This window comes from Nocardia sp. NPDC004604 (genome assembly GCF_040609795.1).
Taxonomy (GTDB): Bacteria; Actinomycetota; Actinomycetes; order Mycobacteriales; family Mycobacteriaceae; genus Nocardia.
Genome location: NZ_JBEXLC010000079.1, coordinates 1 through 23,269, shown reverse-complemented (window position 1 = coordinate 23,269; position 23,269 = coordinate 1). Strand labels below are relative to the sequence as shown.

22 protein-coding genes are annotated in these 23,269 nt (G+C 65.4%); 12 read left to right on the top strand and 10 right to left on the bottom strand.

Annotation, left to right across the window (positions count from 1 at the left end):
* Window positions 1–9 precede the first annotated feature (9 nt).
* From ABZW16_RS26355 to ABZW16_RS26335, 5 genes are all read left to right on the top strand, one after another.
* A complete protein-coding gene (locus tag ABZW16_RS26355) occupies window positions 10–3,771 on the top strand; it encodes a hypothetical protein (protein WP_354958724.1) in 3,762 nt (1,253 codons plus the stop codon).
* Complete coding sequence (locus tag ABZW16_RS26350) at window positions 3,771–4,868, top strand: hypothetical protein (protein WP_354958723.1); 1,098 nt, start codon at window positions 3,771–3,773, stop codon at window positions 4,866–4,868. The genes ABZW16_RS26355 and ABZW16_RS26350 overlap by 1 nt, the downstream gene beginning before the upstream one ends.
* A gap of 24 nt (window positions 4,869–4,892) precedes the next feature.
* On the top strand, window positions 4,893–5,549 hold the full coding sequence (locus ABZW16_RS26345; RefSeq protein WP_354958722.1) for a transposase: 657 nt from the start codon (window positions 4,893–4,895) through the stop codon (window positions 5,547–5,549).
* Between the two features lie 219 nt (window positions 5,550–5,768).
* Window positions 5,769–6,530, top strand: coding sequence for a hypothetical protein (locus tag ABZW16_RS26340; protein ID WP_354958721.1), 762 nt, complete (start codon window positions 5,769–5,771; stop codon window positions 6,528–6,530).
* Between the two features lie 583 nt (window positions 6,531–7,113).
* Complete coding sequence (locus ABZW16_RS26335; RefSeq protein ID WP_354958719.1) at window positions 7,114–8,526, top strand: MDR family MFS transporter; 1,413 nt, start codon at window positions 7,114–7,116, stop codon at window positions 8,524–8,526.
* A gap of 66 nt (window positions 8,527–8,592) precedes the next feature.
* On the opposite strand, the gene ABZW16_RS26330 is transcribed toward ABZW16_RS26335, so the two are convergent.
* Window positions 8,593–9,351, bottom strand: coding sequence for a hypothetical protein (locus tag ABZW16_RS26330; protein ID WP_354958718.1), 759 nt, complete (start codon window positions 9,349–9,351; stop codon window positions 8,593–8,595).
* Window positions 9,348–9,557 carry a hypothetical protein gene (locus tag ABZW16_RS26325; protein WP_354958717.1) on the bottom strand — a complete coding sequence of 70 codons (210 nt, stop codon included), beginning with the start codon at window positions 9,555–9,557 and terminating at the stop codon, window positions 9,348–9,350. The genes ABZW16_RS26330 and ABZW16_RS26325 overlap by 4 nt, the downstream gene beginning before the upstream one ends.
* A 178-nt stretch (window positions 9,558–9,735) precedes the next feature.
* Between ABZW16_RS26325 and ABZW16_RS26320 the strand changes: the two genes are divergently transcribed.
* Window positions 9,736–11,136, top strand: coding sequence for an FAD-dependent oxidoreductase (locus ABZW16_RS26320; RefSeq protein ID WP_354958716.1), 1,401 nt, complete (start codon window positions 9,736–9,738; stop codon window positions 11,134–11,136).
* On the opposite strand, the gene ABZW16_RS26315 is transcribed toward ABZW16_RS26320, so the two are convergent.
* The 3 genes from ABZW16_RS26315 to ABZW16_RS26305 form a co-directional block, all read right to left on the bottom strand.
* Window positions 11,075–11,728, bottom strand: a complete 654-nt coding sequence (locus ABZW16_RS26315) for a class I SAM-dependent methyltransferase (protein ID WP_354958715.1) — start codon at window positions 11,726–11,728, stop codon at window positions 11,075–11,077. The genes ABZW16_RS26320 and ABZW16_RS26315 overlap by 62 nt on opposite strands.
* 395 nt (window positions 11,729–12,123) lie before the next feature.
* Window positions 12,124–13,146 (bottom strand): FAD-dependent monooxygenase, encoded by a 1,023-nt coding sequence (locus ABZW16_RS26310; protein WP_354958714.1) that lies wholly within the window; start codon window positions 13,144–13,146, stop codon window positions 12,124–12,126.
* A 29-nt stretch (window positions 13,147–13,175) separates the two neighbouring features.
* Entirely contained in the window at window positions 13,176–14,606 is a 1,431-nt protein-coding gene (locus ABZW16_RS26305; RefSeq protein WP_354958713.1) for an amino acid permease, read from the bottom strand.
* A gap of 160 nt (window positions 14,607–14,766) precedes the next feature.
* Between ABZW16_RS26305 and ABZW16_RS26300 the strand changes: the two genes are divergently transcribed.
* Window positions 14,767–14,964 carry a hypothetical protein gene (locus ABZW16_RS26300; protein ID WP_354958712.1) on the top strand — a complete coding sequence of 66 codons (198 nt, stop codon included), beginning with the start codon at window positions 14,767–14,769 and terminating at the stop codon, window positions 14,962–14,964.
* 116 nt (window positions 14,965–15,080) lie between these two features.
* Complete coding sequence (locus tag ABZW16_RS26295; protein WP_354958711.1) at window positions 15,081–15,839, top strand: siderophore-interacting protein; 759 nt, start codon at window positions 15,081–15,083, stop codon at window positions 15,837–15,839.
* A 60-nt stretch (window positions 15,840–15,899) separates the two neighbouring features.
* On the opposite strand, the gene ABZW16_RS26290 is transcribed toward ABZW16_RS26295, so the two are convergent.
* The 3 genes from ABZW16_RS26290 to ABZW16_RS26280 are packed head-to-tail and all read right to left on the bottom strand — an operon-like array spanning window position 15,900 to window position 18,638.
* Window positions 15,900–16,994: an ABC transporter substrate-binding protein gene (locus ABZW16_RS26290; RefSeq protein ID WP_354958710.1), complete on the bottom strand. Its 1,095-nt coding sequence runs from the start codon at window positions 16,992–16,994 to the stop codon at window positions 15,900–15,902.
* Window positions 16,955–17,842, bottom strand: coding sequence for an ABC transporter permease (locus tag ABZW16_RS26285; RefSeq protein WP_354958708.1), 888 nt, complete (start codon window positions 17,840–17,842; stop codon window positions 16,955–16,957). Before ABZW16_RS26285 ends, ABZW16_RS26290 begins: the two co-directional genes overlap by 40 nt.
* Complete coding sequence (locus ABZW16_RS26280) at window positions 17,832–18,638, bottom strand: ABC transporter ATP-binding protein (RefSeq protein ID WP_354958707.1); 807 nt, start codon at window positions 18,636–18,638, stop codon at window positions 17,832–17,834. Before ABZW16_RS26280 ends, ABZW16_RS26285 begins: the two co-directional genes overlap by 11 nt.
* Window positions 18,639–18,784: 146 nt before the next feature.
* On the opposite strand from ABZW16_RS26280, the gene ABZW16_RS26275 reads away from it, so the two are divergent.
* The 3 genes from ABZW16_RS26275 (at window position 18,785) to ABZW16_RS26265 (ending at window position 21,861) form a co-directional block, all read left to right on the top strand.
* Window positions 18,785–20,542: a sensor histidine kinase gene (locus ABZW16_RS26275; protein WP_354958706.1), complete on the top strand. Its 1,758-nt coding sequence runs from the start codon at window positions 18,785–18,787 to the stop codon at window positions 20,540–20,542.
* The gene (locus tag ABZW16_RS26270) at window positions 20,524–21,198 is read left to right on the top strand and encodes a response regulator (RefSeq protein WP_354958705.1); all 675 of its coding nucleotides are present in this window, start codon (window positions 20,524–20,526) and stop codon (window positions 21,196–21,198) included. The genes ABZW16_RS26275 and ABZW16_RS26270 overlap by 19 nt, the downstream gene beginning before the upstream one ends.
* Window positions 21,199–21,318: 120 nt before the next feature.
* Window positions 21,319–21,861 (top strand): hypothetical protein, encoded by a 543-nt coding sequence (locus ABZW16_RS26265; RefSeq protein WP_354958704.1) that lies wholly within the window; start codon window positions 21,319–21,321, stop codon window positions 21,859–21,861.
* A 113-nt stretch (window positions 21,862–21,974) separates the two neighbouring features.
* Here ABZW16_RS26265 and ABZW16_RS26260 read toward each other — a convergent pair whose 3' ends face one another.
* Together ABZW16_RS26260 and ABZW16_RS26255 are read right to left on the bottom strand one after the other, a co-directional pair.
* On the bottom strand, window positions 21,975–22,610 hold the full coding sequence (locus tag ABZW16_RS26260) for a LysE family translocator (RefSeq protein WP_354958703.1): 636 nt from the start codon (window positions 22,608–22,610) through the stop codon (window positions 21,975–21,977).
* Between the two features lie 36 nt (window positions 22,611–22,646).
* The gene (locus tag ABZW16_RS26255) at window positions 22,647–22,943 is read right to left on the bottom strand and encodes a hypothetical protein (protein WP_354958739.1); all 297 of its coding nucleotides are present in this window, start codon (window positions 22,941–22,943) and stop codon (window positions 22,647–22,649) included.
* Here ABZW16_RS26255 and ABZW16_RS26250 point away from each other — a divergent pair.
* Window positions 22,891–23,160 (top strand): Scr1 family TA system antitoxin-like transcriptional regulator, encoded by a 270-nt coding sequence (locus ABZW16_RS26250; protein ID WP_354958702.1) that lies wholly within the window; start codon window positions 22,891–22,893, stop codon window positions 23,158–23,160. The two genes, ABZW16_RS26255 and ABZW16_RS26250, sit on opposite strands and share 53 nt — an antisense overlap.
* Window positions 23,161–23,269 lie beyond the last annotated feature (109 nt).

The following is a 23,269-nucleotide window of genomic DNA, read 5'->3' as shown; positions in this document are numbered from 1 at the left end:
GGAATCAGCATGCGCCCCACCCTCGTAGTTCCCATTTCACTCGATGCGCTCGTAGTCACCCAAGCCGTTCTGGACGAGGACACCTTCCGTATCTGGCGCGAAAGCTACACCGCCCTCGATAATTTCAGCAGTCCTGACCCCGACGAGGGCGAGAATCAGATCGGCGATCCGAAGCTCACCGGCAAAGGCGTCCACCTGCATTGGACGCTGCCGCGCGGTCTGCGCCACGGCATCCAGGATCAGATGACCGGTGAGCTCACCTTCCCCGTGGTTCCAAACCGCTGGCTGCTCACCCGCTTCAGCGGCACCAACCCGCGCAAGGCCAAGAGCTGGGTGATCGAAAGCGACTGCCCGCACAGCATATGGTCCGAGGACGCGAAGAACGGCGGACATGATCTGGCGTACTCCACCGATCATGTGATCGGCGAGTCGACCAGAACCGCGTGGGGAGCCAGTCGCGACCCCTACCGCAAGAATGCCAGTCCCACCACGGTGGCCCTCGGCACCTACCGTGTCCCGATCGGAATGGCGTTCGACGCGCAGGCCGCCGGATCGTGGAAGGAACGCGCCGCCACCGACCCGCTGTTCCTGACCGCCATCGGCGCGGGCAACCCCTACTTTCCTTCCTACACACCGCACAACAGCAATATCTTCTCCTTCATCGACGACCTCGCCGACGTTCCCGCGGCGGACACGCTCGGCTATCACGTCGTCGGCTGGTATTCGAATCCGAGCGCCGACGTGCTGGCGACACTGCCGTCCGGGTTCACCTATCCGGAACTGCTGGAGCGGCTCGAATGGCTGGACCCGCGCCTGACCGGGAACCCCACCCAGGACGCGAAGGTCACACCGGCCACCCGCAGCCTGTACTCCGGAAATGCGCTCACCGTGAAATGGGACCCAAAATCTGCACCGCAAAGTCCGTTGCGGCAGGTCCGCAACGGCGGTGCTCTCGACGCCGCGATCGGCAATACCACCGAGGATGCCTTCGCTGCCCTCGCCGGCCGCGCCATGAACGGCGTCGCGCCCCTGGATCCCGCCGAAATGCAGCTGCTGCGCGCATTCCTGCACGGCGTCCTGCCGCTGGCCGACCAGAGCGGAGGAGACGCGCTGGTACAGCGCAGCATTCGCAATTCCTGGTTCGACGCCTCCGGCGGGGGATACCACTGGACGCTCACCCCACCACCCTCACCCGACGGCGCACCCCGCACCATCGTCGCCCCGAACTGGCTCGACAGGCTCAACGACACCCAGCGTGCCCTGGACGAGAAGCTGGGCGAGTTGGCCTCGGCGCAGTGGCGGCTGAATGCGTTGTGGCTCAAGCGCGGTCAATACGACTGGGTGGATCCCGCAGAGGACGGCACGCCCGACCCCGACGAAATGGACGCCGAACTCGACCCCGAACAGCCCGGGCTGGCGCACACTGTGCGCCGCCTGACCATCGAGGCGCGCGATCTGGCAAACGCTGTGCCGCAACCGGATCCGAGCAGCACGCACGCGACAGCGCACGCGGCCATGCAAGCCGGCATCGGCTCCTTCGCGCAGGCCCGTAAGATACCGGAGGGCGCGAATCTGAAGGCGATCCCGAAAACACCGTTCTGGCGACCCGCCAACCCAGTGGTAGCACTGTCGGGGATACAACCGTCGAGCGATGTCATCGGAGACGACGAGCCCTTGCCGGTACGGGCGGTGGACGACCACGGTTCGAGCCTGATCACCCGGGTCACGGTGTCGGGCAAGACAATTACCGCCACACCTGGTCAAGGTGCCATGCCGGGATTCCCCAACAATGCGGCACTGCCGGACACCGTGCTGGCGCTGCTCGCGGAGTACTTCCTGCTCGATCCCGGTAACGCCGCCGCATTGGCGGCTGCTGCGAAGGTGTCCGCCGATGCCGTCACCGCCGTCCTCACCGCGCACAAACCGTCCGACTACACCGGAACCCTGCCCGCAGTCGGCCTGCAAGCCTGGACGCAGCCGTGGGAACCGCTGTTCATGGAATGGAAGACCCGCTACCTGCCCATCCCCTATCTCGTCGACAAGCAACGGTGTTGGACATTCGACGGCACCGACTACCGCTTCACCCCCGGCAAAGCCGAGATCCCCGACCCCGACGAACCCGTTGTCATCAAGGGGATATCGGGTCTGAGCCCGCATCCGCGCAGCATGTTCGCCGCCCGCCTGGAGAAGTTCGTCACCGACCACGGCACCGCCGAGCAGCACGAGCAATTGACCAAATGGATTGCCGCCGTGGGCGGTTGGGGCTTCCTCGCCCAGGAGATGACCGGCTTCAACGACCGCCTGGCAGCCCGTGACCCGCGCGCTTTCCGCCGCCCGGTCGCCGCAGACCCCGACGAACGTCATATCGCCGAACTGGCCGGCTACCCCGACGCCGCCACCTCCGATGGCCTGCCCATGCGCTACCTCGGGCGCATCTCCACCGTCCCCTACCTACCCGGTGGCGACGACGCCCCCTTCCACGAAACCCGCCAGGGCCAAATCTATTTCGAGCAACTGTTCCTCTACGACAAGTTCGGTCGCGTCCTGGATTTCGTCAACTCCGACCCCAAATATGCCGGCCTGTTCGACTACAAGAACTTCCCGGTCGTCGTCGATGACGCCTTCGCCGCCGACACCAAACTCGACGCGGACATCGAGTCCATCGCGCAACTCCCGCCGCGCCTGCTGCAACCGGCCCGCCTCGACTTCGACCTCCTCGACGGCATGACCGGCACCCGCATAGTCGGCACCGACGCCGAAGCCAACCCCATCGGCGGCTGGCTGCTGCCCAACCACCTCGACCACAGCCTGTTGCTCTACGACCCCGCCGGCGGCCTGCTCGGCACCTACCGCCTGCTCACCACCGGCGGCCATTGGGAACCACCCCCGGACGCAACCCTCACTACCCTCGAGCAATTGGCTGTCCGCGCCCCGGTTGTCGCCGGGCTCATCGGTTCCCCACAACTCGCCAACGCCGACAATTTCACCGAGTTCCTGGACGTCATCGACCAAACCCTCTGGAGCATCGACCCCCTCGGTGCCCGCCCCGACCACAACCTCTCGGTCCTCATCGGCAGACCCTTGGCCCTCGTCCAAGCGCAACTCCGCCTCCGCCTCGACGGCGTCCCGATCTTCCCCACAGGGTGGGGCGCAACCCTGAAACTCCCGGAGCCGGAATTCACCAAGCACGATTTCGCCGTCCGTCTGGGTGACCAGTGGGCCCGCGACGACGGCCTCGTCGGCTACTTCACCACCGACACCCACGGCGCGTACCGCTTCGACCACTTCAACAGCGTCGCCGTCCCGGACGGAAAACAACACTACGCCAACCAAATAGGCCCTCTCGGGCCCAGCAGCAGCCCCTCGGCAACGAACTACCTCCAACTCACCTTCGCCGCCACCACCCCCACCAAACTCCTGCTCCTGATGGATCCGCACGCAAAAGTCCACGCCGTCACCGGCATAACCCCCACCGCCGAAATCTCCGTATCCCCCGGCCATATCCAAGCCCCCCTCGACCACATAGAGGCCCTCTTCCACATAGGTCCCCTCGTCACCGTCCCCGGCACAGACAAATCCATCGCTTTCCCCCAACCCAGCGAAAAACACGGCACCTGGACCTGGCTGCAACCTGCTCCGAAAAACACCTGGATTCCTCATTCCCTTGCCCCGGTGGTACCCGACGCCCAATTCCCCAACGCCCCGACCACAGTCATGGACGGCCTGCTCCGCTTCACCACCAACCTTGCCGACCCGAAACAGGACCACTGATGCCAACCAACCCGACACCCCCGCTGCTCACCTACCGATTCGCCACCAACCCGACGCCCCTGCAAGCAGACGGCACGAGCCGCATCACGATCTCGGTCCTGAAACCCAAGACGCCTGCGGTGTACTGCACATCGATCCAGATCAGCGTCCCCAAGAACGACGTCGATGGAAATGCGTATTTCGCAGAGGAACCAGAATGGTCGTACAGCAGCGCGAATTGGGAACCCAGCAGCAATGTCGATCCCGGAGATGAGGGCGAAGAGTCCGGAGCTCTGTACTGGCGGAAAAAATTCACGTCGCTACAAGCCGGAAAATCCTTCGATTCGCAACTCGATATCGGTTTGAAAGGCACGGTGAGCAATACGGGACCGCTCGCCTGCGAGGTGCTCGAAATGTCGGCGACCAGCGGCACCGCGAAATCCGTGCTCAGAAAGCGCACATTCACTCTCGGTGTCGAGCCGCAGACCCTCTTCATCAACAATTTCCTGGCGTTCGGATACGGCGGTCCAACCGTTCCGAAAACCAAGTTCCAACTCGACGAACCCATCGGACTCGCATGGGAAAGCAACGGCACCCACTTCGTCATCTACGACGGGTCCGGGAAAGTTGTCTTCGACGACTCCGCAACCGAATGCATCCTACAGAAAAACCCCCCGCCAAAGCATCCCGCACAAAAACCCCCTACCAACGACACCACCTACACTCTGCGCGCCACCCTCACCCCCGGATCGAAATTCCCGAACAATTTCGAACCCATCTATCAATACGCCACTGTCGCCGTCACAATCGAGAACCCCACCCTCACCGGCCTTACCGTCACCGGCGACACGGACCTGCAGGGCAACCTCACCCTCACCGGCAGCCTCCAGAGCGACCTCACGGTCACCGGCAACACGAAACTCCAGGGCACGCTCGACGTCCGCGAATACGCCTGGTTCTGGGAACGTCTCGAGATCCATTACCTCCACGAGCAGGACGCAGCCGTCGTAGTCGGCAGCGGTGGCCTGGAAGTCAATTCAGGGCTCTACGTTCAAAATATTGCCTACTTTGATCGCGACATCCATATCAAGGGAGATGTTGAGAAATACTACGGCTGACGTCGGGGTCTGTTCAGTTGCGCCATGAGCTCGCGGGTCGGCCGTTTGCGCGCCATCCAGATCTTCCTCGCGTTGCAGGGACACACCGGCGAGCAGATCGCCGCCGAGCTGGGAGTGTCGGCGGCGACGCTGTACAACTGGCGCCGCCAGTACGGCGGGATGGACACCGGCGCGGCCAAGGAGCTCGAGGATCTGCGGGAACAGAACGCCCGACTGAAGCGGCTGTTGGCCAGAATCCGAGCTGGACAAGGACGCGTTGCGGGAGATCGCCAAGGGATAATGGTGAGCCCAGCGGCCGGACGCCGCGTCGTGGACATGCCCACCGAGGTGATGGGTTTGTCGGAACGGTTCGCGTGCAAGGTTGTTGGGCTGCATCGATGCACCTATAGGTGGTTGCCGACCGCGCAGAGTCCGGCCGGCCCGGACGCCGGTCTGCGGGCCTGGCTGCGCTCGTACGCGACGAAACATCCCAGGCACGGGTTCTCCGCCGCGCCTGTGCGGCGCTGCGGTTCGACGAGGGCTCGCAGGCGAACAAGAAGATCCACCGGCTCTGGCGCGAGTGTTCCACGCGTCTCCCCAGCATGCCCGGCGATAAATGACCCACTGCGGCCTCCCTCGACACTGCGGACCACCGAACTCACTACTTGCCCAGCGGGGCCAACCACTGCGGTATGTTCGTGACCGGGCGCCTACGATTTCACAGCTTCGCCGTCATCGGCAGAGTGGTCATTGACCGGTTCCATACAAGCGAATCCCTATCGCTGGCCCCTCTCCGAAGCACGGAATAGCTAGGTTGGCCAACGGATATTGCTCGGCCGCCGATAAAGCTGTCGACAACCTGACGACAGATCGCGGCATCACCGAAGTTCGTGTTCGACTACGACCTGCTCAGGAGTTCCATTGGCACGGCAATTTCGCACCCACAGACCCGTCGGATCGCACGCGCGGGCGGCATTGACATCGACCACCGCCGCGCTGGCCTTGGCGCTGAGCGTCGGTCTCGGCACCGCGACCGCGCGGCCCGTCGGCCCGTTCGACGTCGGCGGCGCCATCGAGGTCGAATACGACCAGGTGGGCGGTCCGGGAGTGCTCGGCGATCCGACCACCCCAGAGCTCGATGCCGCCAATGGCGGTCGATATCAGGCGTTCGAGCGCAATGCCTCGATCTACTGGCATCCCGATACCGGCGCCAATGAGGTCGGTGGCGCGATCCGCGATAAGTGGCGCGACCTCGGCTGGGAGACCGGAGTGCTGCGCTACCCGGTCACCCGGCAACAAGCCACGCCCACGGGATCCGGTAACTACAACGTTTTCCAGGGCGGATCCATCTATTGGTCCGTCGGGACCGCCGCGCACCAGATCGGCGGCGCCATCCGCGATAAGTGGGGGGCCTACGGCTGGGAGAGCGGCGCGCTCGGGTTCCCGCTCACCGATGAGGCGGCCACCCAGAAGGACAATGGGCGCTACAACCTGTTCCCCGGTGGCGCGATCTACTGGTCCGCGCGTACCGGAGCGCATGTCGTCTGGGGCGCCATCCGCGACCTGTGGGTCTCCAATGGCGGAGAAGCCGGGCGCTACGGGCTCCCGACCGGCGAGGAATACGACTACGAGGGCGGCAAGGCGCAGGATTTCCAGGGCGGTCGGATCACCTGGCAGCCCTAGCCAACCGAGCCGGTGCGGTGTGGCGCTTCCGTTGCGCCACACCGCATTTCGTCATCCCGGCGGATCAGGTCAGCTTTCCCTCGTAGCACAGGCCGAGTGAATGCCCTCGTCTTCGATGACTCATGCACCGTCGATATCGCCATCATCGTCAGCACGTCTTCGCATGGGCGCGGCAGACGGTCCAGCCATCGCCGTCGGCGCGCGGCACCCGGGTCCACGTCGTCGCGCCCGCGGGCCGGTTCCCGGTGACCTCCGGCTCGGCAGCGTTGCCCGTGGTGCACTACCGCGCCAGCCGATGTCCGCGGACATCGACCCGGATGGAGTGCGCTCCGTCGAAGGCTCGTTCCGGCGGGCAGATGCGACCATGCGTCCCGATTCGGTAGTGCCCTGAACCATTTGGCCTCGGCTACGCCCGCACCCCGCGGTGGCATCAGCACGAACGGCCACTCTGGCAGCCCCAGATTCGCCGCGCCCGCACGACCACCCGGCCCGGCGCAGCCAAAAATATTTCCGTGCGGGAATAGCTGTGCCCGGGATACGTTGCTTCGAGGTGGTTAGTGAAGCGAACGAGAGGGGTGCACCGGTGGCGACCGAGGCAGTGGAATCGGCTATCGGTTTGCGATCGGATCGGGGCGCCATCCTTGGTTCGCTGATGCTCGCGACGGGACTGGTCGCGCTGGATTCCACGATCATCGCCACGGCGGTGCTGACCATCACCGACAATCTCGGCGGTTTCGCGCAATTCCCGTGGCTGTTCTCGATCTACCTACTGACACAGGCGGTTACCGTCCCGGTGTACGGCAAGGTTGCCGATACCGTCGGACGTAAGCCGGTGATCCTGTTCGGGATCGCGGTCTTCGCGCTCGGTTCACTGCTGTGCGGTGTGGCGACGAGCATGTTGGGGCTCATCATCTTCCGCGCCGTACAGGGTATCGGCGCGGGCGCCATCACGCCGATGACGATGACCATCGCGGCCGATCTGTACACGCTGACCGAGCGTGCCAGGGTGCAGGGCTATCTGGCCAGCGTGTGGGCGATTTCAGCGGTGGTCGGGCCACTGCTCGGCGGGGTGTTCGCCGAATACGTCAGCTGGCGGTGGATCTTCTTGATCAATATTCCGCTGGCCGCGCTGGCCGGTTGGATGCTGGTGCGCAGCTTCCACGAAACCACGTCGCGGCGCGAACAGCGCATCGACTATCTCGGCGCGGCGCTGCTGACCGTCGGCGCGGGAGCGCTGATACTCGGCTTGCTCGAGGGCGGGCATGCGTGGGCTTGGTCGTCGCCGACCAGTCTCGCCATCTTCGGCAGCGGCGCGCTGGTGCTGATGCTGTTCGCGCTGGTAGAGCGGCGTGCCGCGAATCCGATTCTGCCGCTGTGGGTTTTCACGCAGCGGGTCATTATCGCCAGCAGTCTGGTCTCGGTGCTCGTCGGTGCGATTCTGCTCGGATTGACCTCGTATGTCCCGACTTTCACCCAGGGTGTGCTCGGCACCGGGGCACTGATCGCGGGTCTGACCGTCGGCGCGCTCACCCTCGGGTGGCCGCTGGCCGCCTCGCAGGCCGGAAAGGTATACCTGCGCATCGGATTTCGCGCGACCGCGCTGATCGGCAGCACGCTCGCCACCTTTGGCGCCGCGAGCACGCTGCTCATCGATGAGAACTCCACGCTGATCCAGATCGCCGCATCCTGTTTCGTAATCGGCAGCGGCATGGGTCTGGTCTCCACACCCACGCTGATCGCGGCGCAGACCACCGCGGAGTGGTCCGAGCGCGGCGTGGTCACCTCGGCGAATATGTTCGCCCGGTCATTGGGTAGTGCGGTCGGTGTCGCGGTATTCGGCGCGATCGTGAATTCGCGCGTCGGCGACACCGACCATCCGGCTCCGGCACTGCTGTCCTCGGCGGTGCATCTGGTTTTCCTCGCGGTCGCCGCGATGGCGTTGGTCATGGTGGTCGCGTCCGCGATGATGCCGCGACGGGGCGCGAATGCCGCTTGATCTGCCGGGAGGAACTCGATCCCAGTGATGTTGACGCGCCCGACATCCGGTGCGTAAGCGGCGCCACTACGAAGCGGAATGGCGATCAGCGATTTCGGCCAATGCCCGCTCGCGCTGTTCGGCGGGCAGTTCTTCGGCGGCGGCGCGAATGGCCTCGATCGAGGTATCGGAGAGAGCCCGCAGCGTGCTGCGGAACTCCGACCACAGGTCAAGGTCGGCTGCCGCCCGTAGCATTTCGGTCAGTTTGTCCCGGGAGGTCAGGTTGACGACGCGTTCGAGCTGCGCAACGTCATCGACGAGAAAGGCCGCGCGGACCAGTGCGTCGCCGTCGATGGCCGCCTCGGTGGCCCGGACCGCCGCATCCGGGATCGAGGCCATGAGCTCGCCGAGAGTGATCCAATCCTGGCGTGCGGCAAGCTCCTTGCCGATCGCGACAGTAGTCTTCTCGGGTAGGCCACCGATAATGCCCGCCGAATGGCGTGGATCGAGCTGTGCGGCGATATCGGCGAGGAAGTCGACCGGCAGCCGCTTGGCGACATCGGCCGCGTGCGCGGGATCGAGCACACCCGACATTCGGGCCGCGAGCAGCGCACCGCGGCTGCGTGCCACCATCTTCGCGGTGATCGGGGTCGGAATCACCTTGGCCGCCTGGGCAACCCGATGCAATCCGTCCACCTGCCCCTCGAGGAACAGATCGGTGACCTGGCGACGGAATTCCCGCAGGTCCTGATCGGGCACCTCGGCGAGATCGGCAAGTTGTTCGACCGGAACACCAAGTGTCCGTGCGAGTTTCAGCAATGGGGCGGAATGCCTCGGATCCGTCACAGTCCGGCCGCCTTCTTCACCACGCCGCGCAGCAGGCGCGGCAGCACGTCCAGCATTCCGCGGGCCGCGTCCCTGAGTTCACCGGCTTGGCGCCAGCGCGCGTCCTCGATCACCTGGGCGAGTTCGGCTTGGACCTGCGGGTCAAGGGCAGCGATACCCGGGGGTAGGTCACCGGGTATCAATTCCGCAAGCGTCTGCTCTGTCATCGTTACCTCCGTAGGGGTATCGCATTCGCGGTCATGATCACAGTGGGACGATTCGCGTCGCAATGCAAGAAACCAGTCATCGGGGCGTGGCGTCCGGGCCATTGACGGCGTGGTGCGCCGGTCATAACGTCGGATCACACGACCGAGTCCTCGGTCACGGGTGGATCGGGTGGTCGCCATGGGTCTCGAACGCACGGTCGATGTCGCGGTGATCGGCGCTGGCCTGGCCGGGTTGGCGGCGGCCAGGAAGTTGCATCGAGATCGCCTCGAGGTGGTGGTCGTCGAGGCGCGTGACCGGGTCGGTGGCCGCACACTGAACCATCCGCTCGGCGATGGCAAGATCGTCGAGGTCGGTGGGCAGTGGGTCGGTCCCGGACAGCATCGGGTGCTCGCGCTGATCGACGAATTGGGGCTGCAGACCTTCCCCACCTATACCGACGGTCGGCATTTGTTCGAGCATCGCGGCAAGCTGCGGCGCTACCGCGGTCGGATACCGCTGATCGCCTCTCCGGCGCTGCTCGAGGCGTTCATCGGACTGCGGCGGTTGGATCGGATGTCACGGGCGGTGCCCGCCGACGCACCGTGGTCGGCGGCGCGGGCCGGGCAGTGGGATGCCGAGACCGTCGAATCGTGGATGCGCCGCAACCTGCGTTCCGATGTCGCGCGGCGGGCCATCACGATGGTCTGCAAGGCGGTATGGGCGGCCGATCCGGCCGATGTGTCGCTGCTGCATCTGCTGGCCTACCTCAATGCCGGTGGCGGTGTGGATCCGATGATCGAAACCGATGGTGGTGCACAGCAGACCCGGATCGTCGGCGGCTCGCAGCGGATCGCGCTGGCACTGGCCGAGCAGCTGGATGAGCGGGTGCTGCTGAATACGCCGGTCCGCGCGATCGGGCAGACCAATGGCTCGGTCATCGTGCACGGCGATGACACTCGGATCCTGGCCCGCCGGGTCATTGTGGCGATGAGTCCGGCATTGGCAGGTCGGCTCGTCTACTCGCCCGCACTGCCCGCCGACCGCGACCAACTCACCCAGCGCATGCCGAACGGTTCGGTCATCAAGACCATGGCCGTCTACGACACCCCCTTCTGGCGTGCGAATGGCTTGTCCGGTCAGGTCACCGCCGCCACCGGGCCGGTGAAGGTCACCTTCGACAATTCGCCGCCGGACGGGAATCCCGGTGTGCTGCTAGCCTTCTTGGAAGGTGGCGATGCCCGACGGCTCGGCCGCTACCCGCTCGCCGAGCGGCGCGATATCGTGGTCTCGAGCCTGACAAGGTTTTTCGGCCCGGATGCGGCCACACCCATCGACTACATCGAGAAGGACTGGTCCGCCGACGAGTGGACCCGCGGCTGCTACGGGGCCTTCGCACCGCCCAACACCTGGACCGAATACGGCCCCGCCCTGCGTACGCCGGTCGGCCGAATCCATTGGGCCGGAGCCGAAACCGCGACGATCTGGATGGGCTATATGGACGGGGCCATTCGTTCGGGCGAACGCGCCGCGGCCGAGATCACCGCTCTGTTCGGCGAAACTCGGCCTGCCACCGCTGCGTCTGCGGATCGAGCTCGATAGCCGCCGCCCGAAGTCCTTCGGCGCCAAAGGAATCGATCTCCGACGGCGTCAGCGGCCACGGTGGCCCGCTCACTTCCGCGCCCTCCGGCCGGAATCCGGAGATCACGATCAGCTGTCCACCCGGTGCCACGGCCCGCCGGATATTGGCAATCGCGATGTCGCGCACCGACACCGGCATCGACTGCACCGTTATCGCCTCGACCACCAGATCGAACGCACCCTGCCAGATCGGAGGCGGATCCAGCAGATCGGCGACCACATACGTCACCGGCGACTCCGGAAACCTTTGGCGCACTTCGCCGATCGCGGTGGGCGAGATATCGAAGGCGGTGGTCGCGTAGCCGAGCCTCGCGATGTACTCCGCATCCTGGCCGTACCCGCAGCCGATCACCAATGCCCGCCCGACACCGTCCAATTCGCGCCGCGCGGCCCACTCGACCAATATCGGATTCGGCTGATCCCGATCCCATGGCACGATGGCGTCCCCGCTGGCCGCTTCCGCATAGAGCCGCTCGAACCAGCCGGTCGGGTCATCCTCGGCGAGTGATTCCGCGGCCAGCCTGCTGGCATCCGCATCTCGATTCAAGGCCATCGGGCAAGTGTCGCACGGACTCTCGACCCGACTGGACCGAGCTTCCGCCCAATCGGCATACTACCCAGCCGCTCCAATGGTCCGCGCCAGTTCCGCATCCACATAGCTCCTATCCAGCCCTGGGGCGGGGGTTTATCGAAGGTAGTCGAATGGTGGTCGCCCAGGCCGTATTCGACGCCGTACGACTACGCTCGGCGAGCAGTCGGAGTGGGTAGCGCGGCGATGTATATGGGCGGGGCAGTTGCTGCGGCTCCGTGCGGGCGCGCAGATGCCGGAATCCCGCCGGGCGGAGCGGGAGGTGGTGGAGTCGAACCCATGGCCCGACTGACGGAAATCAGCTCTGAACTGCGAAGACAGCGAAGCTAGTTCGTCAACATGCAATCTCGCACGCGTATTCAGAAACGTCCCCGCCGGAAGGCTTCGGCTACTTCCGCACGTTCGGCGAGAATGTCACGGCGGCGGGTGGTCATGACCTCGGCTATCGAGGTACCCGCGACGAGTGCCCGGTAGAGTGCGGCAGCGTCCTCAATGGCATCGCGGGCGCCGACACCCGCGGCGGGTGTGATCGCGTGATCGGCGTCACCACACAGGACTACATCGTCGCGAGGCGGGAGGGGATGGGTGAGCGGCACATTGCGCGCGTTCGTAACGTGCACGGTGTCGGTGACCGCGAGCAGCGCATCGATCAGACCTGGAATGGCCGGGAGCGCAGCGTGGATCTGGTCGGCCCATCCCTCGACCGGGTGAAAGCCGGTGTCCGCCACGGGGATCGGCGGACGTCGAATCCGAGCAAACCACACCGCCGTCTCATCGCTCCACTGATGGCCGAATGCATCGGTGGGCCGCGCGTTGCCGTTGCGATGGAAGTGCAATACCGACTGTTCGGTAGGCAGGGTGATAGCGGCTGTGGTGACGCCGTAGATGACCACCTGACTCGCATAGACCGCGGGCCGATCGGGTTCGAGGCGGGCACGAACGAGTGAATCGATACCGTCCGCCGCGATCACCGGCCCGTCCGGTGTCACCGATTCGCCTGCGACCCATAGCGTTCCACTTTCGCTATCCAGGTCGGTCAATGGCCGGTCGTAATGGAACCGCGCCGCCGTACCGTTGGCGAAGTCGGTGAGCACGCGCATCAGATCCGGGCGGAAGTAGAGCCGCCTACCGTCGCCGGGTAGCGCGCGATACCCGCCGACATCGTGCACACCGAGCGCGCGCACCTCCTGCGAGGCGGCAGACAGCTCCCCGAGATCCACACCGAGCTCGCCCAACGCCTCGTGCGCCCGCCGGTCGAGGGTGAGAAACGCACCGGCACCGACCGCGGATCGTCTCTCGTACACAGTGACCGGAAGTCCCTCGCGCGCAAGGGCTCCGGCCAATGCCGTACCCGCGATACCGCCGCCGATGATGGTGACCATGCGCCTCCTCAACCACTATGTGTTGGGTGCTAGGCCACAGGTGCGGTGATATCCCGTCCTTTGCCCAGTTTGGTCATCACCACGTAGCCGCCGCAGACCAGCACACCCCAGACCGCACCGACAATAATCGCGGTGCGCCCACTCTCGGTCCAGAACAGCAGTACCACAACCAATCCCAGGAAGGCCAGCGCGAGCCACGTGGTGATCGGCGCGCCGGGCAGACGATAGTCGCTGGCAGGCAGTTCACCGCGGCCGACCTTGGCGCGATAGATCAAGTGGCACACCAGGATCACGCCCCAGACGAAGATGATGCCGATGGTGGAGACCGAGGTGATGTAGTTGAACGCCTTGTCCGGCGAGATCACATTGACGATCACGCCGATGACCATCGCGGCCGCCGAGGCGGTAATGCCGACATACGGCACGGCACGCGAACTGAGCTTGTTGAGCCGCGCGGGCGCCTCCCCGTGCAGTGACAGGGTGCGCAGCATCCGTCCGGTGGAGTAGATACCCGAATTGCACGACGACAGCGCGGCAGTGAGCAGCACGAAGTTGATGATGCCCGCGGCGCCCGGAATGCCGATCTGCTGGAACACCTCCACGAACGGGCTCTTGCCCGCGTGGAAGTTGCGCCAGCTGGCGACCGACATGATCACCACGAGCGCGCCGACGTAGAACAGGCCGATGCGGAACGGCAGCGTGTTGATCGCCTTGCGCAGGGTCTTGCGCGGCTCCCGCGCCTCCCCCGCCGTCACACCGACCAATTCGACACCGACATACGCGAACAGCACGATCTGCAGCACCAGCAGCGATTGTCCGAACCCGTTCGGGAATACGCCGCCGTCGGCCCACAGATTGGTGACCGTCGGGTTGGCGGCATGGCCGAAGCCGATCGTCAGCACCCCGATGCCGATCAGGATCATGGCGACGATCGCGGTGACCTTGATGGTGGAGAACCAGAACTCGCCCTCACCGAACAGTCGCACCGAGATCAGATTGGCGGCGAACATCACCGCCAGCACCACCAGCGCGGTGATCCACGGTTCGATATCGAACCAGTACTGCACATACTTCCCGGCCACGGTGATCTCGGCCATGCAGGTGGCCACCCACACCGCCCAGTAGGACCAGCCGGTGACGAACCCCGCGAACCGCCCCAGGAATTCGTGCGCGTACTCGGCGAAACTGCCCGAGATCGGCCGGTAGCTCAGCAACTCTCCCAGCGCGCGCATGATCACGAAAATGGCCAGGCCCGCCACCAGATAGGCCAGGATCAGCGCGGGCCCGGCCTGTTCGATCGCACCGCCCGCACCGTAGAACAGGCCGGTGCCGATCGCACCGCCGATCGCGATCATCTGGATGGTCCGTGGGCTCAGCCCGCGGGAATAACCCTCCTCGCCGGATCCGGCCGAGTCGGTGGGCGCCGCATCAGCTCGTAGCTGACGGTCCGAGGCTGTCATCGATGGTGCAGTCCTTCCGGTGGTGCTCGAGATCGATCAACCGGCCACGGTACCGGCCGCCGTATCGGCCCAGCACGCCCCCCGAAATCCGCCGCGCACGGCGTTCGGATCCATGGCGATACCGTGCCTATCGAATCGAGCTTCAGTGCAGGTGGAAGCCGTGATTCGCCAGGGATTCCCGCAGCCGGTGGCGGCCGTGGAGGCTGGCGGCGCAGGCCAGTCGGGCCAGGACGCGTTCGGTCCGGGAATGGGACAGCTGTTGTTCTGCGTAGCAGGCGGCGATTCGGGTTTCGTAGGCGGCGACGTGGGTGCGCTGGGTCGGCAGATCGTAGGTTTCCCGGTGCAGGACCGCCGGTGACGGCGTTCTGCGCGGCCGTGATATCCACGGCTCGCGCGTCTGCGGTAACCCTCAGCGTGAACCGAACCGAGTACGGTTGGTAAGGCAAGCCTAATTCGCAATTAGTGGAGGTTACCTTGGCACGACCCCGCACCACCCTGACGGTGCAGCGCACGGAGCGACTGACGCCGCATCTGATCCGGGTGTATTTCGGCGGACCGGGATTCGCGGCCTTCCGGCCGAGCGAATTCACCGATTCATATGTGAAGTTCATATTCCCGCGCGACGGGATCGACGTGCTGCGCACCTATACCGTGCGCTCGGTCGATGCGGACACTGGCGAACTGACCGTGGACTTCGTCTACCACGGCGATGAGGGCATTGCCGGACCATGGGCCGCTTCGGTGCAACCGGGTGCGACCATCGACTGCTTCGGACCCGGCGGGGCCTATGCGCCGCGCGCCGATGCGGAATGGCATCTGCTGGCGGGCGACGAGGCGGCACTGCCCGCCATCGCTGCCGCATTGGAGGGTATGCACGCGGATGCGGTCGGGCAGGCGTTCGTCGAGGTGGCCGGGCCCGAGGACGAACTGAAACTGGATAGGCCGACCGGCGTCGAGCTGACCTGGCTGCATCGCGGCGAGCGGGAGCCCGGTGCGGTGCTGGCCGAGGCCGTGCAGGCTGCACCGTGGCGTGACGGGCAGGTGCAGGTGTTCATCCACGGCGAGGCCAGTGCCGTCATGCGGAATCTGCGCCGCTATATCCGGCGCGATCGCGGTGTATCGGCGGAGTGGGCGGCCTCGATCTCCGGCTACTGGCGGCGCGGCCGAACCGAGGAGGGCTTCCGCGAGTGGAAGGCCGAATTCAAGGCTCACGAAACCCCGGATACCCCATAACGACCGAAATCCCATGGCCGACCGGATGTTCGCCGGTCGCCATGGGATTCCGTGGTGTCGCTACTGCTGATTCGCGCGTAGCGCCTCCTCCACGAACTTCGTCGTGTAGGTCTTCGACAGATCGATGCGGTCCTTGACCGGCCGCACATTCTTCGAGTACCCGCCGAGTACGTTCAGCACATTCTGGGCGCCTTCGGGTTTCATCAAACCGGTGCCGTTGAACATGCCGATCGAATCGCGGATGGACTGGACATAGAGATCCTTGCCCCCGCTCGCATACTGCGGCGGCATCTTGTCGGCGATCTCCTGCGGCGAGTGCGTCTTGATCCACCGCATCGTCTGCACGAACGCGGTCGCGATCTTCTGCACGATATCCGGATGCGCGTCGACGGTGTCGCACCGCATGTACAGCGATGACGCCGGGTACAGCCCGCCCAGTGCGGCGCGCGTGCCCTCCTCGGTGCGCATATCCACCAGGATCTTCGCCTCCCCGGAGTTCACCATGGTGGCGACCGTCGGGTCGGTGGTCATCCCGGCATCAATGCCATTGTGGTTCATACCCGCGATAAAGGTCTGGCCCGCACCGACTTTCACGCGCGTGTAGTCGGCGGTGGACATCCCCTCCTGCCCGGTGAGCGCCTGGGTGAGGAAGTCGGTCGAGGAACCCAGCGACGTCACGCCCAAATTCTTCCCACGCAGGTCCGCCACCGACTTGATGCTGCCGGAATCCGCCTTGGAGACCAGCTCCACCTCGCCGGGCACATCGGCGAACTGGACCACCGAGGTCAGGCACTGCTCCTTGGCCTGCAGGTCGATGGTGTGGTCGTAGAACCCGACCACAGCCTGCACATCGCCGGTCAGCAGCGCGGTTTCGGCGCTCGCGCCGGACTGCTCGCCGAGCAGTTTGACGTCGATATCGTTCTGCTCGAAGAAGCCGAGGCGCTGGGTGAGCATGGCGGGCAGGTAGATCACCTTCTCCAGACCACCGACCATAATGGTGATCTGGGGCCGTCCGTTCGCCATCGGAATGGTCCGCGAATCCCGGCAGCCGGTCGCCAGCAGCAGTGCCGCGATGACCCCGACAATGACCGCCAGATGTTTGACGTAGCGCATGATCAGATCCCGTGGTTCGAGGTCGCCTGCGACGGACGCCATTTCAGCAATCGGCCCTCCGCAACACCGATCGCCCATTCGGCGAGCAGCGCGATGACGGTGATGATGATCATGCCCGCGTAGATGCCCGCCGAATCGAAGGTGCCCTGGGCATTGCTGATGAGCAGACCCAAACCCTTACTGGCACCGGCATATTCACCGACCACCGCACCGATCAGCGCGAAGCCGAAGGCGGTGTGCAGGCTGGACAGGATCCAGGTGGTCGCACTGGGCAGCACGATCGAGCTCAGCACCTGACGCTTGCTCGCACCGAGAATTCGGGCGTTATTGATGACATTCCCGTCGACCTCGCGCGCGCCGGTGAAGGCATTGAAGAATACCGCGAAGAACACCAGCACGACGACCGTCGCGACCTTCGAGCTGAGCCCGAGACCGAACCAGATGATGAACAGCGACGCCAGCACGATGCGCGGAACAGCATTGAGCGCCTTGATGAACGGGGCGAGCACCTCGGCCCAGTACCTGCTGCGGCCGAGCAGCGTGCCGAGCACGACACCGGCCACCGCGCCGATGACGAAGCCGAGCACCGCTTCCTGCACGGTGGTGTACATCTGCAGCCAGATCGAGCCGAATTGTGTTCCCTCGGTGAACCATTCGACCAGCCGGTCCCAGATCAGCGAGGGCTTGGAGTAGAAGAACGGGTCGATCCACACCGTGGCGGTCAGCTCCCAGGCACCCAGCCACAGCGCGACCAGCGCGGCCCGCAGGCCCCAGGTGCGCAGCCGGTTGCGCCGGGCCTTGGTCCGCACGCGCGCGAGAATCTGCTCCTCGGATTCGATTTCGACCTCGGGCGCGGACTCGGCCACACCGTTGAGCACATCATGCGACACGGGAGGCTCCCTTGCCTCGGGCTGCCTCGACCTGATCGCGCAGCGTTTCCCAGATTTCCTTGTAGATGTCCCGGAATTCGTTGGTGAGCCGGACCTCCTCGACATTGCGCGGACGCTCCAGCGAGACCGGGAAGTTGCCGCAGACCGTGGCCGGACTCGCGGTCATGACGATGACCCGGTCGGCGAGCACGATGGCCTCCTCCAGATCGTGGGTCACGAAGATAACGGCCGCGCCGGTACCCGCCCAGACGCGCAGCAGTTCGTCCTGCATCAGCTGTCTGGTCTGTACGTCCAGCGCGCTGAAGGGCTCATCCATGAGCAGGATCTCGGGATCATTGACCAGCGTCTGCGCCAGCGCGACACGCTTGCGCATGCCGCCGGAGAGCTGATGCGGGTAGTAGCTCTCGAAACCGGCGAGACCGACCTTGCGCACCCAACCGCGGGCCTGCTCCCGCGATTCGGCCTTGGACTTGCCGCGCAGGCGCGGGCCGAGGGCGACGTTATCGATCACGCTCTTCCATGGCAGCACCGCATCCTGCTGGAACATGTAGCCGATGCCGTCCGGGATGCCGTGGACATCCTTGCCGCGCACCAGCGTCCGCCCGGCCGAAGCCGGTTCCAGCCCGGAGACCAGCGACAGCGTCGTCGACTTTCCGCAGCCGGTCGGGCCGACCACGGCGACGAATTCGCCCGGCTGGACCGCGAGGTCGAGGTTGCGCACGGCGGTGTGAATGCCGCCGCCCGTGCCGGGGAAGCGCTTCGTCGCGCTCCGCAGCTCGATGAGTGGTTCGGTCATTTTTCTTGCTCCTAGCGGATCAGGTAGAGCGAACCTACGTGGGCCGGGTCACAGTCCGAGGGTTGTGCGCACAAGATGGGCAAAGCGCCGATTCGAAGGTTGTGCGCATTCTGCTCACCGATATCCGAGTGGTTTATGCTGCGGAAATGGCCAGAGCAGGCACCGGGCGGCCGGAGGGAACGCAGCGCGCGAATCAGCGCCGCGCGGGTGCCGGGGCCGAGCGCGAGCGACGCACGGGCAGGCCCTTCCGGTTGCGCACCCAGGTGCTGTTGCTCCAGATCGTGATCGTCACGCTGACACTCGGCGTCGCGTTCGCGGTCTTCGGCTATGTCAGCGATCGGCGGCTCAATGACCAGTATGGGCAGCGTGCGCTGGCCGTCGCGCGGACCATCGCGGCCGATCCGGTGGTACGCGGGGAGGTCGCCCATTACGCACCCGGCACGGTGACGCCCGAGCAGCACGATCAGCTCGCCGCCGGGCCGTTGGAGCGGATCGCGATCGATACGACGGAGCGGACCGGCGCGCTGTTCGTGGTGATCACCGATGATGCCGGAATCCGGCTCGCGCATCCGGACCAGGCGCGGCTGACCGAGCATGTGAGCACCGATCCGTCCGAGGCGCTCGCGGGCCGGGAGGTGATCAGCGAGGAGCGCGGCACCCTCGGCCCCTCGGTGCGCGCGAAAGTTCCTGTCGTGCAGCTCGATTCGAACCATATTGTCGGCGCGGTGAGTGTCGGCATCTCCACGACCGCCATTCGCGGGCAGTTGCTCTCGGATCTGCGCACCGCCGCGTTCCTGATCGCCGCGGCGCTGCTGGTCGGCATCGCCGGGTCGGCGCTGCTGGCGCGACGCTGGGGCGGGTTGACGCTCGGGCTCGAACCCGCCGAACTGGCCGGTCTGGTCCAGGGTCAGGCGGCGGTGTTGCACGGCATCGGCCGTGGCGTGCTCGCCGTCGATTCCGCTTGGCGCACAACGTTTGTCAATGACGAGGCGCGGCGGCTGCTCGGGATCGGTGCCGATATCGGCCGGCCGGTCGACGAGATCGGTTTGACGCCACGGGTGCTGGAGGTTTTCCGTGCGCTCGACGAACAACCGACACCGGCCACCATCGGCTCGCATATCGTGGTGGTCGCGGCCCGTCCGGTCACCCGCGAAGGCCGCGATCTCGGCGCGGTGCTCACCGTGCGCGATCGCACCGATGTCGAGGCGCTGACCCGCCAACTCGATGCGGTGCAGTCGATGAGTACCGTGCTGCGCGCCCAGCGCCACGAATTCTCCAACAAGATGCATCTGCTCAGCGGGCTGCTGCACAGTGGACGCACGGAGGAGGCGTCACACGTCATCGATGAGCTGATCGGCGCCGGACCGCTCGGCGCGGCGACGCCCGGTATCGATGCGATCCACGATGCGTATCTGCAGGCATTCCTCGCGGCGAAGGCGGCGCATTCGCGCGAGAGCGGCGTCGAACTCGTACTCGGCCCCAATACCTGGGTGGACGGCAATCTCGCCGAACCCGTCGATGTCACCACGGTGCTCGGCAATCTGCTCGACAATGCCATCGAGGCCGCGCGCGTTGCCGAAAACCCCACTAAGCAGGTGGAAGTCGAACTGGTGCAGGAGGATTCGACGCTGCACATCGCGGTCGCGGACAGCGGTGACGGTGTCGCGCCGGAGATGATCGACACACTGTTCACCGAGGGCACCTCGACCCGCGAGGACCATGGTGTGCCGGGCGGACGCGGTGTCGGCCTCGCGCTTATCCGCCAGATCGCTCGCGCGCACGGCGGCGATGTGCACCTCGCCAGCGCGCGCAGCGGATCACCGCCGCTGACCGGCGCCGAATTCATCGCCCGAATCCCCGGAGTACTGGTAGACAGCGAGATGCCATGGCCGCAACAGATCTGACCGTGCTGGTCGTCGATGATGACTTCCGCGTGGCCAACCTGCATGCCGGAATCGTCGAATCCATCGCGGGGTTCACGGTCGGGGGCACCGCGAATACGCTCGCCGCCGCGCGGCAAATCAACGCCACCACCGCGATCGACTTGGCGCTTGTCGATGTCTACCTGCCCGACGGTTCCGGCGTCGACTTCGTACGCGAACTGCACTGCGATGCGATGGTGCTGTCCGCGGCCACCGAAAGCGCCACGGTCCGCGCGGCACTCGCCGCTGGTGCGCTCGCCTACCTCGTCAAACCCTTTCCGCACACGATGCTCGCCGCCCGCCTGGCCGGATATGCCCGCTACCGCCGCACGCTGGCCGCACCGCAGATCGATAACACGAGCGTCGAAGCCGCCCTTCAGGCACTGCGCCCGACCTCGGCGCCCGTCGCCCCCGCTACTGCTATCGCGTCGCCGACCAAAGACCTTGTCCTGCATACCATTCTCGAAGCGACCGCACCCGTCTCGGCCGCCGAGGTGGCCACCGCCATCGGCATTTCGCGCGCCACCGCCCAGCGCTACCTGGCCACCCTCGTCGCCGCGGGCAGCGTTCAGATGCGCCTGCGCTACGGCACCACCGGGCGTCCGGAACAGGAGTACACCGCCGCGCCGCGTCGATAGCCTGTCGATCTCGCCCGAAATCGGACACAGTATCATTAGGTCTGCCTAACCTTAATCTGGTAGGCGACGTGTGTGAGTGAGGGATCGACAAATGCGGGGCCGTGATTTCAGGCAGCGCCGATGACGGCCATGGCAGGTGTAGGCGGGCAGACCCGGCGCGGTTCGGCGGTCCGGACATTGGCGACCTGCGTCGCGCTCGGCACGGCGATCTGGTTGTCGACCCGATTGCATTGCGCGCCAGCACTGCATCACGCGGCTTTACTCATCCATCTCGCGTCGCTGGTCCTCGGTTTCGGCGCGGTGCTCGCCGTGGACTACTTCGCGCTCGCGTGGGTGCTGCGGCGCACGCCCCTGCGGGAAATGCTGACCGTCGCCGATCGCCTGCAGCTGCCGATCTGGCTCGGCGTCATCGGCCTGGTCGCCAGCGGTGTGCTGCTGGAACCGAATATCGCCAACCACACCACGCAAACCAAAATGGCCCTGGTCGTTGTCCTGACCCTGAACGGCCTCCAGGCATCCGCCTTCACCGACCGCATCGCCGCCCGAGGCGGCGTCCTCGACCGCACCCTCATCACGCGAGGCACACTCACCCTCTTGATCTCCCAGGCCTGCTGGTGGGGCGCACTCTGGATCGGCTTCTGGAACACCACCAACCGCGCATAGTTACCCCTGCCCACTCTGAGCTGTGATGGGCGACCGCACACCCCTTTCGCGACAATCGCGCAACCGAGGCTGTTGCAGAATCGGCGCGGGTTCGGGTCGTGGTGCCGACCAATTCAATTGGTGCCGCTCAGGGCTACGGTTGCGCCGACGCCGATGATCATCAGACCGCCGGTTGTGCCGATGGATTCGAGGCGGCGGGGTGAGCGCACGAACCAGGCTCGGGCGGTGCCTGCGATCATGGCCCAGGTTCCGTCGGAGAGGATTTGGATGCCGAGGGCTATCGCGCCGAGGGCCAGTAGCTGCAATGGCAGTGGGCCCGCTGACGGTTCGGCGAACTGGGGCAGTACGGCGGCGAAGAAGACGATCGTCTTCGGATTCGTCGCGCCGACGACAACGCCTTGGCGGAACATGCGGCGTGGATCGGCGTCCGGGGTCTCCGAATGCAGTGCCGCTCGCAGACTCTTCCGTTCGCGAATCGCCATGACGCCCAGGTAGATCAGATAGCCCGCGCCGATAATCTTGACGATCGTCAGCAGAACTGCCGATGCTGCGAGCACCACACCCAGGCCCATCGCCACCGCGACCAACGGCACCGCCGCACCCACCGTGACACCTAGCACCGACTGCAATGCCGTGCGGCGGCCGTGCGCCAAGGCCCGCCCGATCGCGAAAAGCACATTCGGACCGGGGATCACGATAATGATCAGCGCCGCGAGGACGAAGGCGGCCAGGTGAGAGGTGGGCACCATTCATCTGAGCCTACCTCTACCCGCGCGCACATATCGTCAATTGTGGATCGGCAGGTCCATCAGGACAGCGAAAACCGCTTTGTCCCAATCGGTTCCCTCCGCACCGGTCAGGATCACGTCCAGAAGTGGTGCTTTGGCGAGCATTCCGGCACCGTAGTGGCCGGTTTCGCGGGCGCTGGCGATCACGGCATAGCGGACGCGCGCGTGAACGGTGCTGCGGGATGCCGTGATTTTGCATCCGCTGGGCTGCAGCTCACCCAACCGCGCGTCCACGGCATCGATGACGTCTCGCAGGACACGAATCTCGATATCGCGAATCTCGTTGTCGGTCATGGTCACATCCCGAAGTGGGGAACGTTGGCAGGCACCATCTTTCCATCCTCGACCAGCCGCGCCTTGGCCACAGGCGTGCAACCGCCTGGTGTCCTTCCAGCTGACGTTGCTGCCCGGCCTGCTGCAAGCTTCGACATACCGTCGGTGGCTTGTCGAATCAAACGATCCGGCCATGTCAGCCGTCGATGCGGAACGCCGCCTGGAGCTCTTTGTGTGAGGAGTTTTGCCGACGGTGCCGTTCCTGAGCACGGCCTGCACACTTTCCTGGACAGCCCGAACGGCCGGGCTTGGGAGAACTTCTCAACATTCTCTCTACTTTTTAATAT

What these genes read in the sequence shown, in the direction of transcription:
- ABZW16_RS26355 (WP_354958724.1), top strand. Translation starts at nt 10, where the DNA reads ATGCGCCCCACCCTCGTAGTTCCCATTTCACTCGATGCGCTCGTAGTC.
- ABZW16_RS26350 (WP_354958723.1), top strand. Translation starts at nt 3,771, where the DNA reads ATGCCAACCAACCCGACACCCCCGCTGCTCACCTACCGATTCGCCACC.
- ABZW16_RS26345 (WP_354958722.1), top strand. Translation starts at nt 4,893, where the DNA reads ATGAGCTCGCGGGTCGGCCGTTTGCGCGCCATCCAGATCTTCCTCGCG.
- ABZW16_RS26325 (WP_354958717.1), bottom strand. Translation starts at nt 9,557, where the DNA reads ATGACAGAGCAGACGCTTGCGGAATTGATACCCGGTGACCTACCCCCG.
- ABZW16_RS26320 (WP_354958716.1), top strand. Translation starts at nt 9,736, where the DNA reads ATGGGTCTCGAACGCACGGTCGATGTCGCGGTGATCGGCGCTGGCCTG.
- ABZW16_RS26315 (WP_354958715.1), bottom strand. Translation starts at nt 11,728, where the DNA reads ATGGCCTTGAATCGAGATGCGGATGCCAGCAGGCTGGCCGCGGAATCA.
- ABZW16_RS26310 (WP_354958714.1), bottom strand. Translation starts at nt 13,146, where the DNA reads ATGGTCACCATCATCGGCGGCGGTATCGCGGGTACGGCATTGGCCGGA.
- ABZW16_RS26305 (WP_354958713.1), bottom strand. Translation starts at nt 14,606, where the DNA reads ATGACAGCCTCGGACCGTCAGCTACGAGCTGATGCGGCGCCCACCGAC.
- ABZW16_RS26290 (WP_354958710.1), bottom strand. Translation starts at nt 16,994, where the DNA reads ATGGCGTCCGTCGCAGGCGACCTCGAACCACGGGATCTGATCATGCGC.
- ABZW16_RS26280 (WP_354958707.1), bottom strand. Translation starts at nt 18,638, where the DNA reads ATGACCGAACCACTCATCGAGCTGCGGAGCGCGACGAAGCGCTTCCCC.
- ABZW16_RS26275 (WP_354958706.1), top strand. Translation starts at nt 18,785, where the DNA reads ATGGCCAGAGCAGGCACCGGGCGGCCGGAGGGAACGCAGCGCGCGAAT.
- ABZW16_RS26270 (WP_354958705.1), top strand. Translation starts at nt 20,524, where the DNA reads ATGGCCGCAACAGATCTGACCGTGCTGGTCGTCGATGATGACTTCCGC.
- ABZW16_RS26265 (WP_354958704.1), top strand. Translation starts at nt 21,319, where the DNA reads ATGACGGCCATGGCAGGTGTAGGCGGGCAGACCCGGCGCGGTTCGGCG.
- ABZW16_RS26260 (WP_354958703.1), bottom strand. Translation starts at nt 22,610, where the DNA reads ATGGTGCCCACCTCTCACCTGGCCGCCTTCGTCCTCGCGGCGCTGATC.
- ABZW16_RS26250 (WP_354958702.1), top strand. Translation starts at nt 22,891, where the DNA reads ATGACGTCTCGCAGGACACGAATCTCGATATCGCGAATCTCGTTGTCG.
- ABZW16_RS26255 (WP_354958739.1), bottom strand. Translation starts at nt 22,943, where the DNA reads ATGACCGACAACGAGATTCGCGATATCGAGATTCGTGTCCTGCGAGAC.